This window comes from Actinokineospora lacus (assembly GCF_053813445.1).
In genome coordinates, this window is record NZ_JBQERA010000010.1 from 1948 (window position 1) to 20207 (window position 18260).

1 pseudogene (running past one end of the window) is annotated in these 18260 nt (G+C 76.0%); it reads left to right on the top strand.

Annotated elements, in window-relative coordinates:
• Positions 1 to 18260, top strand: a pseudogene (locus ACTG9Q_RS23645) (non-ribosomal peptide synthase/polyketide synthase); its annotated part runs 19600 nt beyond the window's last position; the annotation flags it as partial.

The window sequence follows — 18260 nt, forward strand, 5'->3', positions numbered from 1 at the left end:
ATGCCCGGCTTTCGGGCGGGTGCCGCGAATCCGGCCGAGGCCCGGCTGGTCGAGCTCATCGCGGCCCGGGTGGCACTGTCGCCGAACGCGCCCGCCTTGGTGCACGACGGCGGCGAGATCAGCTTCGCCGAACTCGACGCCATGGCGGGCGGCCTGGCGCGGCGGCTGCGGGCGCACGGCGCGGGGCCCGAGCAGGTGGTGGCCCTGGCGCTGCCCCGGTCCGCCGAGATGGTGGCCGCCCAGCTGGCCGTGCTGAAGACGGGCGCGGCGTTCCTGCCCGTCGATCCGGACTACCCCGCCGAGCGCATCGCCCACATGCTCGCCGACGCGGCCCCCCGCGTGCTCGTGACCAGCGCGGAGATCGCCCCGGGGCTGCCCGCCGCCCCCGGCACCCAGGTGCTCACCCTCGACCAGGCCCGCGATCGGTCCACCCCCACCACGCCCACGGCGCCCGAGCACGCCGCCTACGTCATCTACACCTCCGGGTCGACCGGCAGGCCCAAGGGCGTCGTGGTGACCCACGCCGGGCTGGCGTCCTTCGCCGCGGCCGAGATCGAGCACTTCCAGGTGAGCGCGGGCGACCGGGTGCTGCTGTTCTCCTCGCCCAGCTTCGACGCCTCGATCCTCGAGCTGTGCCTGTCGCTGCCCGCGGGCGCCGCCCTGGTCGTCCCCCCGCCGGGCCCCCTGCTCGGCAGGGACCTGGCCGACGTGCTGAACCGCCACCGGGTCACCCACACCCTGATCCCGCCGGTGGCGCTGGCCACCGTGGACCCCGGCACCGACCTGCCGCACCTGCGCACCCTGATCGTCGGGGCCGACGCCTGCCCGCCGGAGCTGGTGCGGCACTGGGCCCCCGGCCGCAGGATGGTCAACGCCTACGGCCCCACCGAGTCCACTGTGGTCAGCACCTGGAGCGAGCCGCTGAGCCCCGGCGGGGACGTCCCCATCGGCAGCGCGATCCCCGGCGCCCGGGCCTACGTGCTCGACGGGGACCTGCGCCCGGCCGACAGCGGCGAGCTGTACGTGGCGGGCATCGGGCTGGCCCGCGGGTACCTGCGCCGCCCGGGGCTGACCGCGCAGCGCTTCCTGCCCGACCCCTACGGCGCGCCGGGCGCCCGCATGTACCGCACGGGCGACCTGGTGCGCCGCGGCGAGGACGGGCAGCTGCGCTTCCTGGGCCGCGCCGACCACCAGGTCAAGATCCGCGGCTTCCGGGTCGAGCCCGGCGAGGTGGAGGCGGTGCTGCGCGAGCAGCCCGGCGTGCGCGACGCCGTGGTGGTGGCCCGTGCCGACGCCAGTGGGCTCAAGCGCCTGGTCGCCTACGTCCTCGGTGAGTCCGACGGACTGCGCGAGCGCGTCGCCGAGGTCCTGCCCGCCCACCTCGTCCCCGCCGCCGTCGTGCCGATGACGGCGTTCCCCCTCTCGCCCAACGGCAAGCTCGACCGCGCCGCGCTGCCCGAGCCCGTCTGGCGCACCCGCGAGGCGGCCGGGGCGCGCACGGCCACCGAGGCCGCGGTCACCCGGGCCTGGGCCGACGTGCTCGGCCTGCCCGAGGTCGGCGTCGACGACGACTTCCTCGCCTTGGGCGGCGACTCAATCCTGGCCACCCGGCTGCTCGCCCGGCTGAACGCCGCCGTTCCCCTGCGCGCGGTGTTCGAGGCCCGCACCCCCGCCGCGCTGGCCGCCGTGATCGACACCGCGGGCGTGGACACCGGCCCCATCGAGGCGCGCGCTCCCGGCGCGACCCCGCTGTCCGCCCCGCAGCGCAGGCTGTGGCTGCTCGACCAGAACGACCCGGGCTCCACCGAGTACAACACCGGCGTCGCCGTGCGGCTCGGCGGCGCGGTCGACACCACCGCGCTGCGCGCCGCGCTGGCCGCCGTGGTCCGCAGGCACGACGCGCTGCGGACGACGTTCGCGGGCGGCACGCAGGTTGTCGCCGAGGACGGCCACATCCCGCTGGCGACCGTGCGGACCACCGACGTGGACAGCGCGGTGGCCGCCGACCTCCGCGTCCCCTTCGACCTGGCCGAGGGCCCGCTGACCCGCGCGCTGCTGGTCACCGCCGCCGACGACGACCACGTGCTGCTGCTCGCCCAGCACCACATCGTCACCGACGGCTGGTCGGTCCGCCTGCTCGTCGACGAGGTGGTCGAGCACTACCGGGCGGCGCTGGCGGGCGAGACCCCCGCCGTGCCCGCGCTCCCGGTGACCTACCGCGACTTCACCACCTGGCAGCACGCCCGCCTGACCGACGACGCCCTGGCGCGGCACCTGGCCGCGCTGCGGACCGAACTCGCCGGGCTGCCCGTGCTGGACCTGCCGACCGACCGGCCCCGGCCCCGGGTGCGCTCGCGCGCGGGCGCCGCCCACCGCGTCGACCTCCCCGCCGACCTCGCCGACGCCCTCACCCGGCTCGCGCGCGCCGAGGGCGCCTCGCTGTTCACCGTGCTCACCGCGGCCGTGCAGCTGCTGCTGTCGCACTACACCCGCGAGCGCGACGTCGCCGTCGGCACGATCACCGCCGGGCGCGACCGCCCGGAAGTGCAGGACCTGCTGGGCTTCTTCGTCAACACCGTCGTCCTGCGCTCCGACGTGGACACCAGGCGCACCGTCGCCGAGTTCGTCGCGGCGGTCCGCGACACCGTGCTGGCCATGTTCGCCCACGCCGAGGTCCCCTTCGACCGGCTGGTGGAGGAACTGCGCCCCGAGCGCGACCCGAGCCGGACCCCGCTCGTGCAGGCGCTGGTCCTGCTCCAGCAGCCCGCCCCCGCCGCGCGCGAGGTCGCAGGGCTGCGGGTGTCCGACCACGACCTGCCCCGGCAGGCGTCCCGGTTCGACCTGGTCTTCGAGTTCACCCCGCGCGCGGACACCCTCGCCCTCACCGTCGAGTACGACACCGCGCTGTTCGACCCGGCGACCGTCGAGCGGGTCAGCACGCACCTGACCCGGCTGCTGGCCGCCTTCGCCGCAGGCCCGGACGCCCGCCTGGCGGAGCTGTCCCCGCTGACCGACGACGAGCGCTGGCGCGTCCTGGTGGACTGGAACCCGCCCGCGGCGGCGCCCACGGCGTCCCCCGCGACGCTCCCCGACCTGTTCCAGCGCCAGGCCGCCCGCACCCCTGACGCCCCGGCCGTGGCCTGCGACGGCGTGGAGCTGACCTACCGCGACCTCGACGAGCGCGCGAACCGGCTGGCCAGGGTGCTCATCGAGCACGGCGCCGGGCCCGAGCGCTTCGTCGCCGTCGCCCTGCCCCGCACCCCCGACCTCATCGTGGCCCTGCTCGCGGTGCTCAAGGCGGGCGCGGCCTACCAGCCGGTCGACCTCGGGTACCCGGCCGAGCGCATCGCCTTCCTGCTCGCCGACACCCGGCCCGCGCTGCTGCTCACCACGGCCGCGGCGGGTGCGCGCGACGGCGTGGACACCCTGTTCCTCGACGAGCTCGACCTCGCCGGGCGCCCCGCCGCCGCCCCCACCGACGCGGACCGGCGCGCGGCCCTGCGGCCAGGGCACCCCGCCTACGTCATCCACACCTCGGGCTCGACCGGCAGGCCCAAGGGCGTGGTGGTCGCCCACGAGTCGGTCGCCGACCTCGCCGCCTGGGCGGCCGCCGACCTCGGCCCGGACCTGCTGTCCAGGGTGGCCGCCTCCACCTCGCTCAACTTCGACGTCTCCGTCTTCGAGATCTTCTGCCCGCTGCTCGCGGGCGGCCGGATCGAGCTGGTCCGCGACGTGCTCGCCCTGGGCGAGGGCATGGCCGCGGGCTCCACCCTGGTCAGCGGCGTCCCGTCGGCGTTCACCCAGATGCTCGCCGACGGCGGGCTCGGCGCGACGCCGGAGCTGGTGGTCCTCGCGGGCGAGGCGCTGACCCCGCACGTGGCCCGCCAGGTGGCCGAGGCCCTGCCCGGCGCGCGCGTGGCGAACATCTACGGGCCCACCGAGGCCACCGTCTACGCCACCGCCTGGTACAGCTCCGCGCCCGACGGCGAGTCCCCGGTCCCCATCGGCACGCCGATCGCCGGGACCCGCGCCTACGTGCTCGACGCCGAGCTGCTCCCGGTGCCCGTCGGCGTGCCGGGGGAGCTGTTCCTCGGCGGCCGGGGCCTGGCCAGGGGCTACCTCAACCAGCCTGGGCTGACCGCCGACCGGTTCGTCGCCGACCCCCACGGCGCGCCGGGCGAGCGCATGTACCGCACCGGCGACGTGGTCCGCTGGACCGCCGACGGCGAGCTGCTCTACCTGGGCCGCACCGACCACCAGGTCAAGATCCGCGGGTTCCGGGTGGAACTGGGCGAGATCGACGCCGTGCTCGTGCGCCACGACGCGGTGGCCGAGGCGGTCACCGTCGTGCGCGAGGACGGCGGCCACCCCCGACTGGTGTCCTATGTGGTCGGATCGGCGCCGGACCCGGTCGAGTTGCGGGCCTTCCTCGCCCAGACGCTGCCCGAGCACATGGTCCCGGCCGCGATCCTGGTGCTCGACGCCATGCCGCTCAACCCCAACGGCAAGCTCGACCGCCGCGCGCTGCCCGCGCCGGAGTTCGCGGGCGGGGCCGAGCACGTCGAGGCCGGGACCGAGACCGAGCGCGTGCTCGCGGCCATCTGGGCCGAGGTGCTCGGCGTGGCCCGCGTCGGCGTGCACGACAACTTCTTCCTGCTCGGCGGCGACTCCATCCTGGGCCTGCGGGTGGCCGCCCGCGCCAGGGCCGCGGGGCTGCGGCTGGTCTCGCGCGACCTGTTCCTGCACCAGACCGTCGCCGCGCTCGCCCCGCACGTGACCCCGCTGGCCGACCAGGTCACCGCGGAGCAGGGCCGCGTCACCGGTGACGCTCCGCTGACCCCGGTCCAGCACTGGATGTTCGCCACCAACCCGGTGCCCGGCCGGTTCGACCAGTCACTCGTCCTCACCCTCGCCCCCGGCGTCGACGTGCCCGCCCTGCGCACGGCGCTGGCGGCGCTCGTCGACCACCACGACGCGCTGCGCACCCGCTTCGAGCGGACCGGCGACACCTGGCGCCAGCACATTGTCGAGCACCAGCACGGAGAAATTCTCCACGTCGTGTCCACTCTGGACGACGACGCAGGCGAGTTCGACCTCGCGAACGGACCGCTGCTGCGCGCCGTGCTCGCCGAGTCGGGCACCGCGCCCCGGCTCGCGCTGGCCGTGCACCACCTGGTGGTCGACACCGTGTCCTGGCAGATCCTGCTCGAGGACCTGGGCACCGCCTACGACCAGGCCCGCCGCGGCGACCCCGTGCGGCTGGGCGACAAGAGCACCTCGTTCCGCGACTGGGCCCGGGGCCTGGCCGCGCACACCGCCGAGTTCGCCGACGAGGCCGACCACTGGGCCCGGACGCTGGAGGTGGACCCGGCACTGCCCGTCGACCGGTCGGCCCCGGCCACCGGCGTGCGCTCGGTCTCGGTCCGGCTGACCGCCGAGCAGACCTCGGCGCTGCTGCACCAGGTTCCCGACGCCTACCGCACCCAGGTCAACGACGTCCTGCTGGCCGCGCTCGGCCGGGTCCTCGCCGACTGGACCGGGCGCGGGCGCGTGCCGGTCACCCTGGAGGGGCACGGCCGCGAGGACGACCTCCTGCCCGGCATCGACCTCTCCCGCACCGTCGGCTGGTTCACCGCCATGTACCCGGTCGTGCTGCGCGGCCACCAGGACTGGGCGCACGCCCTCAAGGGGACCAAGGAGGACCTGCGCGCGGTGCCGCGCCGGGGCATCGGCTACGGCGCCCTGCGCAGGCTGGCGGGCGACCCCCGCCTGGCCAAGGCCGAACCGCTGATCAGCTTCAACTACCTCGGCCAGGCCGACCTGCCCGGCACCGGGGCGCTCGCGGCCACCGTCGAGCGGGACCTGGCGCTCACCGCCGACCCCGCCACCCCGCGCCCGCACCTGCTCGACGTCGTGGCCCGGGTCGAGGCGGGCGAGCTGGAGACCACCTGGTTCTACTCGCCCGACGTCCACGACGACACCACCGTCGCCCGGCTGGCCGACGCCTTGGCCGCCGCGCTCGCCGAGGTCATCGCCCACTGCGCGCAGCCGGGCGCGGGTGGCCGCACCCCGTCGGACTTCCCGCTCGCGGGGCTCACCCAGTCCCAGGTGGACGCCCTGGTCGACACCGGCGTCGAGGACCTGTTCCCGCTGACGCCCGCCCAGGCGGGCATGGCCTTCCACTCCCAGGACGGCGCGGGCGCCTACCTGCAGCAGATCGACCTCGTCCTGGACGGCGTGCCCGACCCCGAGCTGCTCGCCCAGGCGTGGCGCGCCGTCGCCGAGCGCACCCCCGCCCTGCGCGCCGAGCTGGTCTGGGACGACGTCCCCGTGCCGCTGCAACGAGTCCGCCGCGACGCCGTGCTCCCCATCCGGATGCTCGACTGGTCCGATGTGGACGACCAGGCCGACGAGCGGGCCCGGCTGCTGGCCGAGGACCGCGCCGAGGGCATCGACCTGCGCCGCGCCCCGCTGCACCGGGTGGGCCTGATCCGGCTCTCGGCCACCGAGGTGCGGGTCGTGTGGACCTTCCACCACGTGCTGCTCGACGGCTGGAGCCTGTTCCACGTCCTGTCCGACGTCTTCGCCCACCACGCCGCCCTGCGCGACGGCACGCCCATCGACCCGGCGAACCGCCCGCCGTTCCGCGACCACCTGGCCTGGCTGGCCGCCCAGGACACCGCCGAGGCCGAGGCGCACTGGCACGCCGTCCTCGACGGCGTCACCGAGCCCACCCCGCTGCCCTTCGACCGCCCCCCGACGGTCACCCACCAGGCCGAGTCCTTCGCCCGCGAGGACGTCCGCCTCGACACCGGCACCACCGCGGCCCTCGGCGACCTCGCCCAGCGCTCCGGCCTGACGCTGGGCACCCTCATGCAGGGCGCGTGGGCACTGCTGCTGGCCCACCACGACCGCACCCGCGACGTGCTCTTCGGCACCACCGTCTCGGGCCGCCCCGCCGAGCTGCCCGGCGTCGAGTCGATGGTCGGCATGTTCATCAACACGATCCCCACCCGCGTGCGGGTCGCCCCGGGCGAGTCGCTGCTGCCCTGGCTGCGCGACCTGCAGGACGCCCAGACCCGCGCCCAGCGCCACGACCACCTCCCGCAGGCCAGGATGCGCTCGGGCGCCGCGCTGCCCGAGCGCGCCCCGCTGTTCCACAGCATCGTCGTGGTCGAGAACTACCCGGTCGACGCCGACGCCGCCGCCGAGCACGGCCTGCGGCTGCGCGAGCTGAGCGGCGTGGAGACGACCAACTACCCGCTGAGCGTCGTCGTCTACCCGGGGCCGGAGCTGGGCCTGGCCTTCGGCTACGACCCGGCGCTGTTCGACGCGGCCACCGTCCGGCGGCTCGCGGTCAGGCTGCTGACCCTGCTGCGCGGCATCGCCGCCGACCCGGCCCGCCCCGCGCTGGACATCCCCGTGCTCGACGACGCCGAGCTCCGCACCCTCACCGCCTGGCACGGCACCAGTCCCGAGCCGCCCGCGCGGACGCTGCCCGAGCTGATCGCCGAGCGCGCCCGCACCGCCCCGGACGTGCCCGCCGTGCTCGCCGACGGCGTCTCGGTGACGATCGGCGAGCTGGCGGCCAAGGCCAACCGCCTCGCGCACCGCCTGCTCGCCCTCGGCGCGGTGCCCGACCGCCCGGTCGCCCTGCTGCTCGAGCGGTCGCCGGAGGTGGTGGCCGTGGAACTGGCGGTCGTCACCGCGGGCGCGGCGTACCTGCCGCTGGACACCCGCGCGCCGGTCTCCCGGCTGCGCGACCTGCTCGCCGAGTCCGGCGCGACGGTCGTGATCACCGACGCGGCGCGCGCCGAGACCGCGCGGCAGGCCCACGACGGCCCCGTCGTCCTGGCCGACGACCCGACGCTGGCCGACGAGCCGACGCACGCCCCGGCCGTCGACCTGACGCCCGATCACCTCGCGTACGTGATGTTCACCTCCGGCTCGACCGGCAAGCCCAAGGGCGTGGCGGTGCGCCACCGCGACGTGGTCGCGCTGGCCGTCGACAGCCGCTTCGCAGGCGGTGGCCACGAGCGCGTGCTCATGCACTCCCCGCTGGCCTTCGACGCCAGCACCTACGAGGTGTGGGTCCCGCTGCTGGGCGGCGGCCAGGTCGTCGTCGCCCCGCCCGGCGACCTGGACCCCGGCGTCCTGCGCCACGCCATCGGCACGCACGGCGTCACCGGCCTGTTCCTCACCACCGGCCTGTTCCGCCTCGTCGCCGAGGACGACCCCGGCTGCCTCGCGGGGCTGCGCGAGGTCTGGACCGGCGGCGAGGTGGTGCCCGCGGCGTCGGTGCGCGCCGTGCGGGCCGCCTGCCCCGAGCTCACCGTGGCCGACGTCTACGGCCCGACCGAGACCACCACGTTCGCGACCAACCACCCATTGACGGGCGAGGTCCCCGAGAGCCTGCCAATCGGCAGACCGCTCGACGGCATGCGCGCCTACGTGCTGGACGCCGACCTGCGTCCGGCGCCGATCGGCGCGCCTGGGGAGCTCTACCTCGCCGGGGCCGGGCTGGCCAGGGGATACCTGGCCAGGCCCGGTCTCACCGCGGAGCGGTTCATGCCCGACCCGCTGGGCACGCCCGGCACCCGGATGTACCGCACCGGCGACCTCGCGCGCTGGTCGGCCGAGGGCACGCTGGACTTCCTCGGCCGCGCCGACGACCAGGTGAAGATCCGCGGCTTCCGCATCGAGCCCGCCGAGATCGAGGCCGCCCTCACCCGGCACCCGGACGTCGCGCAGGCCGTCGTCGTCGCCTACCGGCCCTCGGGCCGGACCCGGCTCGTCGGGTACGTCGTGGCCACCCCCGGCCACGACCCCGACCAGCGCGCCCTGCGCGACTTCCTCGCCCAGTCGCTGCCGGACTACATGGTGCCCTCGGTGCTCGTGCCGATCGCCGCGCTGCCGCTGAACAAGAACGCCAAGGTCGACCGGCGCGCGCTGCCCGAGCCGGACTGGTCCGCCGCGCCCGCCGCCGCCCACGTCGAGCCCCGCACCGACGCCGAGCGCGCGCTGGCCGACATCTGGGCCACGCTGCTCGGCCGCGACCGGATCGGCGCGACGGACAACTTCTTCGAGCTCGGCGGCGACTCCATCCTGAGCATCCAGGTGGTCTCCCGGGCCAGGGCCGCGGGCCTGGCGCTGACCGCCCGCGACGTGTTCGGCCACCCCACCGTCGCCGCGCTCGCCGCCCGCGCCGGGAAGGTGGGCGACGCGCCCGCCGTCGACCAGGGCCCGGTGACCGGCCCCGCGCCACTGACCCCGGTCCAGCACTGGTTCCTCGACGCCCCCAACCCCGACCACGCCCTGTTCACCCAGTCGGCGGCCCTGGAGCTGGACCCGGCCGTCGACGTCGAGGCCCTGCGCCGCGCGCTGACGGCGCTGGTCGAGCACCACGACGCCCTGCGGACCCGGTTCACCCGCCACGAGTCCCGCTGGCGCCAGCGCGGCGTCGCCGCCGAGCAGGTCGAGTTGCTGGTCGGGGCCGTGGACGCCGAGGAACTGGCGCGCGGGCTCGACCTGGAGAACGGGCCCCTGCTGCGGGCCGCGTTCGTGCCCGGCGACCAGCCGCTGCTCGTGCTCGCCGCCCACCACCTGGTCGTCGACGGCGTCTCCTGGCGAATCCTGCTGGAAGACCTCGCCACCGCCTACACCCGGGCCCAGGGCGGCGACGCCCAGCTGCCCGCCAAGACCACGTCCTGGCGCGACTGGGCCCGCCGCCTGCACGCCCACACCACCGCGGGCGGGTTCGACGGCGAGATCGGGCACTGGAGCACCGTCGACGCCGACCCGGGGCTCCCGGTCGACGGGGACGGCCCGGGGACCATCGGGTCCATGGGCACCGTCTCGGTGCGCCTGGACGCCGAGCACACCAAGGCGCTGCTGCACGAGGTGCCCAGCACCTACCGGACCCAGGTCAACGACGTCATGCTGGCCGCGCTGGGCCACGTGCTGACCGCGTGGACGGGCCGCGACCGCGTCCTGGTCGACCTGGAGGGGCACGGCCGCGAGGCCGACGTCCTGGACGGCCCCGCGGCCGACCTGTCCCGCACCGTCGGGTGGTTCACCGCGCTCTACCCCGTCGTGCTGCGCGCGCACCCGGACTGGGCCACCGCGCTCAAGACCACCAAGGAAGACCTGCGGGCGATCCCGGCGCGCGGCGTCGGGCACGGCGCGCTGCGACACCTCTCCGGCGACCCGTCGGTGTCCGGCGAGCCGCCGCGGATCAGCTTCAACTACCTCGGGCAGTTCGACTGGACGACCGGCAGCGGCCTGGTCCGCGGGGTGCGCGGCGGCCTCGGCGGCCAGGCGCACCCGGACATGCCGCGCCCGCACCAGCTCGACGTGGTCGGCCAGGTCCGCGACGGCGGGCTGGAGTTCACCTGGTACCACGACCGCGGGACCCACCACGAGAGCACGGTGCGCGAGCTGGCCGACGGGCTGCTGTCCGCGCTGCGGGCGATCGTGGCGCACTGCGCCGAGCCCGGCGCGGGCGGGGCCACCCCGTCGGACTTCCCGCTCGCCCGGCTCGACCAGTCCCAGGTGGACGCCCTGACCGGCGTGGTCGAGGACGTCTACCCGCTGACGCCGATGCAGGCGGGCATGGTGTTCCACACCCTGGTCGACGGCGAGGGGGACGCCTACTTCAACCAGGTCGTGCTCACCCTCTCCGGCGTCGGCGACCTGTCCGCGCTCGCCACGGCGTGGCGCGAGACCGTCGCGGCGAACCCCGTGCTGCGCACCCAGGTGGTGTGGAACGGGGTCGCCGAGCCGGTGCAGGTGGTCCGCGGTGACGCCGCGCTGTCGGTGACGACGCTGGAGCTGCCCGACGAGGACGCCCTGGCCCGTTTCCTGGCCGAGGACCGCGCCCGCGGCGTGGACCTGACCGAGCCGCCGCTGCTGCGCGTGGCGATCGCGCCCGGCGACGGCGACACCGCGCTGGTCGTCTGGACCTTCCACCACGTCCTGCTCGACGGCTGGAGCGCCGCGGAGGTCTTCGCCGAGGTGTGCGCCCGCTACGCCGCCCTGACCGGCCGCCCGGTCCCCGAGCCGCCGGTCCGCGCCCCCTTCCGCGACTACCTGGCGTGGCTCGCCGAGCGCGACCACGCCGCCGCCGAGCGCTTCTGGCGCGCCGAGCTGGCCGACCTGACCGCCACGACCCCGCTGCCGTTCGACCGGCACCCGGTCGGGGCGCACCGGGCCGCGTCCAGCCGCAGCGTGCGCCTGGCGCTCTCGGCGGAGGGGTCCGCGCGGCTGCGCGCCCAGGCCCAGCGGCACGGGCTCACCGCCAGCACGGTGGTGCAGGGCGCGTGGGCGCTGCTGCTGTCCCGCTTCGGCGGCACGGACGACGTCGTGTTCGGCACGACCGTCTCCGGCCGCCCGCCGGACCTGCCGGGCGTGGAGTCGATGGTGGGCATGTTCATCAACACCGTGCCCACCCGGCTGAAGGTGCCCGGCGACCGGCCCGCCGCGGCCTGGCTGGCGCAGGTGCAGGCCCGGCAGTCCGAGGCCCGCCGCTACGACCACGCCGCCCTGGCCCAGCTGCGCGCCTGGAGCGGCGTGCCCGCGGGCGGGAACCTCTTCGACAGCATCGTCGTGTTCGAGAACTACCCGTTCGACACCGGCGCCCTGGACGCGACCGGCGTGCGGCTGGTCGGGAGCACCGACACCGAGCCCACCAACTACCCGATCAGCGTCGTGGTGCGCCCCGGCGACGAGCTGGTCATCGACATCGACCACGACCCCGACCTGTTCGACGAGGGCACCGCGCGCAGGCTCGCCGACCACCTGGAACTGCTGCTGAGCGCCATCGCCGCCGACCCGATGACCCCGCTGGGCGACCTGCCGGTGTTCATCGGGGGCCAGCGGTGGCTGACGGCCGATGACGCGGCCGAGCCCGAGGCGGACACCGTCACCCGGCGCTGGTCGTCGCTGGTGGCGCTGGACCCGGCCGCGGCCGCCGTCGCCGCCGATGGGGTGGCCTGGAGCCGCGCCGAGCTGGACGCGCGCGCCAACCGGCTGGCCCACCGCCTGCTGCGGCTGGGCGTGACGGCCGAGCAGCCGGTCGCGCTCCTGCTCGAGCGCTCCCCGGACGTCGTGGTGGCCGAGCTGGCCGTGCTGAAGGCGGGCGGCGCCTACCTGCCGCTGGACACCCGCGCCCCGGTGGGACGACTGCGCGAGCTCGTCGACCAGGCGGGCGCCCGAGTCGTGCTCACCGACGACGGGTGGAGCGCGACGGCTGTCCACCTTGGACAGACCCAGCGGGTCGACGACACCGCGGGGGAGCCCGAGGACGTGCCGGGCGTGGACGTGGCGCCGGACAGCCTGGCCTACGTGATGTTCACCTCGGGGTCGACGGGAACCCCGAAGGGGGTGGCCGTCCGACACCGCGACATCGTCTCGCTCACCGACGACAGCCGCTTCGCCGGGCACGACTGCGTGCTCCTGCACTCGCCGCTGGCCTTCGACGCGACGACCTACGAGGTGTGGGCGCCGCTGCTGCGCGGCGGCCGGGTCGCGGTGGCCCCACCGGGCGACCTCGACCCGGTCGCGCTGCGGGAGGCGATCACCGCGCACGGCGTCAGCGGCCTGTGGCTGACCGCCGGGCTGTTCCGGGTGATCGCCGAGGACGAGCCCGCCGCGCTGGCCGGGCTGCGGGAGGTGTGGACCGGCGGCGACGTCGTGCCCGCGGCGTCCGTGCGCGCGGTGCTGGCCGCGTGCCCGGGGCTGACCGTGGTCGACGGCTACGGGCCGACCGAGACCACGACCTTCGCCACCGCCTTCCGCGTGCCCGAGCAGGTGCCGGACGTCATCCCGATCGGCGCCCCGCTCGACGGGGTCCGCGCCCACGTGCTCGACGCGCGCAGGCGCCCGGTCCCCGTGGGCGCCCCGGGTGAGCTGTACCTCGGCGGCGCCGGCCTGGCCCGCGGCTACCTCGGCAGGCCGGGGCTGACCGCCGAACGGTTCGTGCCCGACCCGTTCGGGCGCCCGGGGGAGCGGCTGTACCGCACCGGCGACGTCGTCTCCTGGACCGACGAGGGGACGCTGCGGTTCCTCGGGCGGGCCGACGACCAGGTCAAGATCCGCGGCTTCCGCATCGAGCCCGGCGAGGTCGAGGCCGTGCTGGCCGCGCACCCCGCCGTCGCCCAGGCCGTCGTGGTCGTCCGGCAGACGGACACCGGCCGCAAGCGCCTGGTCGCCTACGCGGTGCCCGCCACTGGCGAAATCGGCACTGGCGGGATCAACACCGGCGGGCTCGACACCGAGACCCTGCGCGCCCACGTCGCCGGGCTGCTGCCGGACTACATGGTCCCGTCGGCGTTCGTGCTGATGACGGCGTTCCCGTTGAACGCCAACGGCAAGGTCGACCGGCACGCCCTCCCGGAACCCGCCGCGGACGTGGTCAGCACCGCGGGCCACATCGCCCCGCGCACGGCCGCGGAGTCCGCCCTGGCGGAGGTGTGGAGCGGGGTCCTCGGCGTCGAGGGCATCGGGGTCGACGACGACTTCTTCGGCCTCGGCGGCGACTCGATCCTGAGCATCCAGGTGGTGTCCCGGGCCCGCGCCCACGGGCTGCGGATCACCCCGCGCGACGTGTTCGACCACCCGACCGTGGCGGGTCTCGCCGCCGTCGCCCAGGCCCTGCCCACCGCGGGCGGCCACGGCCCGGTCACCGGCGACGCGCCGCTCACCCCGGTCCAGCACTGGTTCTTCGCCACCATCGGCCCGGAGCCCGCGCGTTTCGACCAGTCGGTCACGCTGACCCTCGCGCCCGGGGTGGACACCGGTGCCCTGGACCGCGCCCTGCGCGCCCTCCTCGAGCACCACGACGCCCTCCGGATGCGCTACACCCCCGCCGAGGGCGGCTGGACCCAGTCCAACCCCGCCCCGGCCGACCGCCCCGTGCTCCGGACGTCCGATGTGGACAAGGCGCACGACTTCGACCTGGCGAACGGCCCGCTGATCAACGCGGTGCTGGTTCCCGGGGACGAGCCGACGCTGCTGCTGGCCGCCCACCACCTGGTCATCGACGGCGTGTCGTGGCGGGTACTGCTGGAAGACCTCGACACCGCCTACCGCCAGGCCGTGGCGGGGGAGCGGGTCGACCTCGGCAGGCGCACCACCTCCTTCCGCGACTGGGCCCGCCGCCTGGCGGCCCACGCCGCCGCGGGCGGGTTCGACGACGAGATCGCCCACTGGCGCGCGGTGACCGCCGACGCGGGCGGCGCGCTGCCGGTGGACCTGCCCGGCGCCAACACCGCCGAGTCCACCGCCGAGCACACCGTCTGGCTGGACGAGTCCGAGACGAGGGCCCTGCTGCGCGAGGTCCCCGCCGCCTACCACACGCGCGTCAACGACGTGCTGCTCACCGCGCTGGGCCAGGTCCTCACCGAGTGGACCGGGCGCGAGCGGGTGCTGGTCGAGGTGGAGGGCCACGGCCGGGAGGAGGACGTCCTCGGCGCCGCGGGCGCCGATGAGACCGTCGACCTCTCCCGGACCGTCGGCTGGTTCACCTCCATGTACCCGGTGGCGCTCGGCGCCCGCGGGGACTGGGGGTCGGCGCTGCGGGCGACCAAGGAGAGCCTGCGCGCCATGCCGCGCAACGGCGTCGGCTACGGGGCCCTGCGCCACCTCGCCCGGCACCCGGAGTTCGTCGCGGTGCCCGAGCAGGCCGTCGGGTTCAACTACCTGGGCCGCTTCGACTGGTCCGCGCTCACCGGCGAGCTGATCACCGGCGTCGGCGCCCTGGAGTCCGACGTCAGCCCGCGGGCCGCGCGCCCGCACCTGCTCGACATCGTCGCCAGGGTCGAGGGCGACCGGCTGGCCATCACCTGGCTCTACGGGACCGAGGTCCACCGCGCGGAGACGGTCGGCGGCCTCGCCGACGGCCTCGCCGCGGCCCTGCGGGCGATCATCGCCCACTGCGCCGCGCCGGGCGCGGGCGGCCACAGCCCGTCGGACTTCCCCCTCGTGCGGCTCGACCAGTCGCAGGTGGACAGGCTGACGGCGGGCGACGTCGAGGACATCCACCCGCTGACGCCGATGCAGGCGGGCATGGTGTTCCACGGCCTGTCCCAGACCGCGCAGGGCGTCTACCTCGAACAGGTCACCTTCATCGCCGAGGGTGTCGACGACGTCGACGCGCTGGCCGCCGCTTGGCGCCACGTCGTCGCCCACACCCCCGTCCTGCGCAGCGCCATGGCCTGGCACGGCCTGGACGAGCCGGTCCAGGTGGTGCACCGCGACGCGGAGCTGCCCATCACCCGGCTCGACTGGACCGGCCTGAGCGCCGAGGAGCGGGGTTCCCGGCTGCACGGGTTCCTGGAGGCCGACAAGGCCCACGGCATCGACCTCACCGCGCCGCCGCTGCTGCGCGTCGCCCTGGCCACCGTCTCGCCCACCGAGGTGCGGGTCATGTGGACCTTCCACCACGTCCTGCTCGACGGCTGGAGCGTCTTCCACGTGCTGGCCGACGTCCTCGACGCCTACCCGGCCCTGCGCGGGGGCGAGTCCCCCGCCGTGGCCGACCGGCCGCCGTTCCGCGAGTACCTGCGCTGGTTGTCCACCCAGGACGACGAGAGCGCCGAGGCGCACTGGCGGCGGGTGATGGCGGGCTTCGCCGAGCCCACCCCGCTGCCGCTGGACCGCAGGCCGGACCCGGCCCACGCGACCCGCTCCAGCACCTGGGTGACGGAGTCGCTGGACACCGCGCGCACCGCGGAGCTGACCGCCTTCGCCAAGCGCCACCAGCTCACCCTCAACGCCCTGGTCCAGGGCGCGTGGGCGCTGCTGCTCGCCGCGCACAGCGGACAGCGCGACGTCTGCTTCGGCGCGACCGCCGCGGGCAGGCCCGCCGACCTGCCCGGCGTGGACCGCATCACCGGCATCTTCATCACCACGCTGCCGGTCCGCGTCCGGATGCCCGGGGCGCAGCCGGTGGTGCGCTGGCTGCGGACCCTGCAGGCCGACCAGGCCGCCGCCCGCGCGGCCCAGCACGTGCCTCCCGCGGTGGCCCAGGCCGCCAGCGACCTGCCCGCCGGGGTCGCCGCCTTCGACAGCATCGTGGTCTTCGAGAACTACCCCGTCCGCCCGGCCGAGGGCCCCGGCCCCCGCCTGCGCGACATCGACGCCCGCGAGACCACCAACTACCCGCTCACCCTCGTGGCGGCGCCCGGGGAGCAGTTCGGCGTGGAACTGGGCTACGACCCGGACCTGGTCACCGGGCACACCGCCCGGCGGCTGTGCGCCCAGGTGCTGTCGCTGCTGCTCACCCTGGCCGCCAACCCCGCCACCCCGCTGGCCGCCCTGGACCTGCGCCCCGAGGCCGACCGGGAGCTCCTGGCCCGGTGGAGCGGCGCGGTGGTGACCGACGTCCCGCCGCTGCTGCCCGACCTGATCACCGACCAGGTCGCCAGGACACCGGCGCTCCCGGCCCTGCTGGGCGCGCACGGCGAGATCACCTACGCGGAGCTGGACATCCGCGCCAACCGCCTCGCGCACCTGCTGGTCGCCGAGGGCGCGGGCCCGGAGACCATCGTCGCCCTGGCGCTGCCCAGGTCGGTCGACATCGTGGTCGCCCAGCTCGCGGTGTGGAAGGCGGGGGCGGCGTTCCTGCCCATCGACCCCGCCTACCCGGGCGAGCGCATCGCGTTCATGCTCGCCGACGCCGCCCCGCTGCTCGTGCTCACCGACACCCTGTCGGCGGCCGTCCTGCCGCCGGGGACCCGCCACCTCGTCCTCGACGCCACCGGCCAGCCCCAGCTGCCCGCCGACGCCTGCGTGCCCGAGCACGCCCCGGGCGTCAGGGTGGCGCCCGAGCACCCGGCGTACGTCATCTACACCTCGGGCTCGACCGGCACCCCCAAGGGGGTCACCGTCTCCCACGCCGGGCTGCCGGTCTTCGCCGCCGCGGAGATCGACCACTTCCAGGTCACCGAGGGCGACCGGGTCCTGCAGTTCTCCTCGCCCAGCTTCGACGCCTCGATCCTCGAGCTGTGCCTGGCCCTGCCCGCGGGCGCGGCCTTGGTCGTCCCGCCGGAGGGCCCGCTGCTGGGTGAGCACCTCGCCGAGGTGCTCACCCGCCACCGGGTGACCCACGCGCTGATCCCGCCGGTCGCCCTGGCCACCCTCGGGGCCGACGTCGCCCTGCCCGACCTGCGCACCCTGGTCTCCGGCGGCGACGCGTGCACCCCCGAGCTGGTCCGCAGGTGGGCCCCGGGCAGGCGCATGGTCAACGCCTACGGCCCCACCGAGTCCACTGTGGTCACCGCGTGGAGCGGGGCGCTGGAGCCCGGCGGGGGCACGCCCATCGGCACGCCGATCCCGGGCACCCGGGTGCACGTCCTCGACGCCGACCTGCGCCCGGTCCCGATCGGCGCGCCGGGTGAGCTGCACGTCGCGGGCGCCGGCCTGGCCCGCGGCTACCTCGGCCGCCCCGGCCTCACCGCCGACCGGTTCATCCCGGACCCGCACGGCGTGCCGGGCGACCGGATGTACCGCACCGGGGACCGGGTCCGCTGGCTCGCCGACGGCACGCTGGAGTTCCTCGGGCGCACCGACCACCAGGTCAAGGTCCGCGGCTTCCGGGTCGAGCTCGGCGAGATCGAGGCCCGCCTGCGCGAGCAGCCGGGCGTGGCCGACGCGGTCGTCGTCGTCAGGGACCAGCGCCTGGTCGCCTATGTGACCGGCGCCCAGGACACCGAGGAGCTGCGTGCCGCGCTGGCCACGTCGCTGCCGGACTACCTGGTGCCGTCGGTGGTCGTCGCGCTCCCGGCCCTGCCGCTGACCCCCAACGGCAAGCTCGACCGCGCGGGGCTGCCCGACCCCGGCGCCCCGGCGCCGCGCGCGGACCGCGTCGCCCCGCGGACCGACACCGAGGCCGTCCTGGCCCTGATCTGGGCCGAGGTCCTCGACCTGGCCGAGGTCGGCGTGACCGACAGCTTCTTCGACCTCGGCGGTGACTCGGTGCGCGGGCTGCAGGTCAGCTCCCGCGCCCGCGAGGCCTTCGACGTCGCCCTGACCCCGCGCGACGTGCTCACCGCGCGCACCGTGGCGGCCCTGGCCGAGGTCGTGGAGGACCACATCCTCCGCGACCTCGAACTCGCCGCCCTAGACCAGCAAGCCTGAGGAGAACCGACGATGACGTCCTCGCGCCAGGACCGTGCCGCCAAGCTGCCCGCCAACCTGCGGGAGCAACTGGCCCAGCGGCTCGCGGGCAAGGCACGCCGTGCCGACGTGATCCCGCCCGCCGA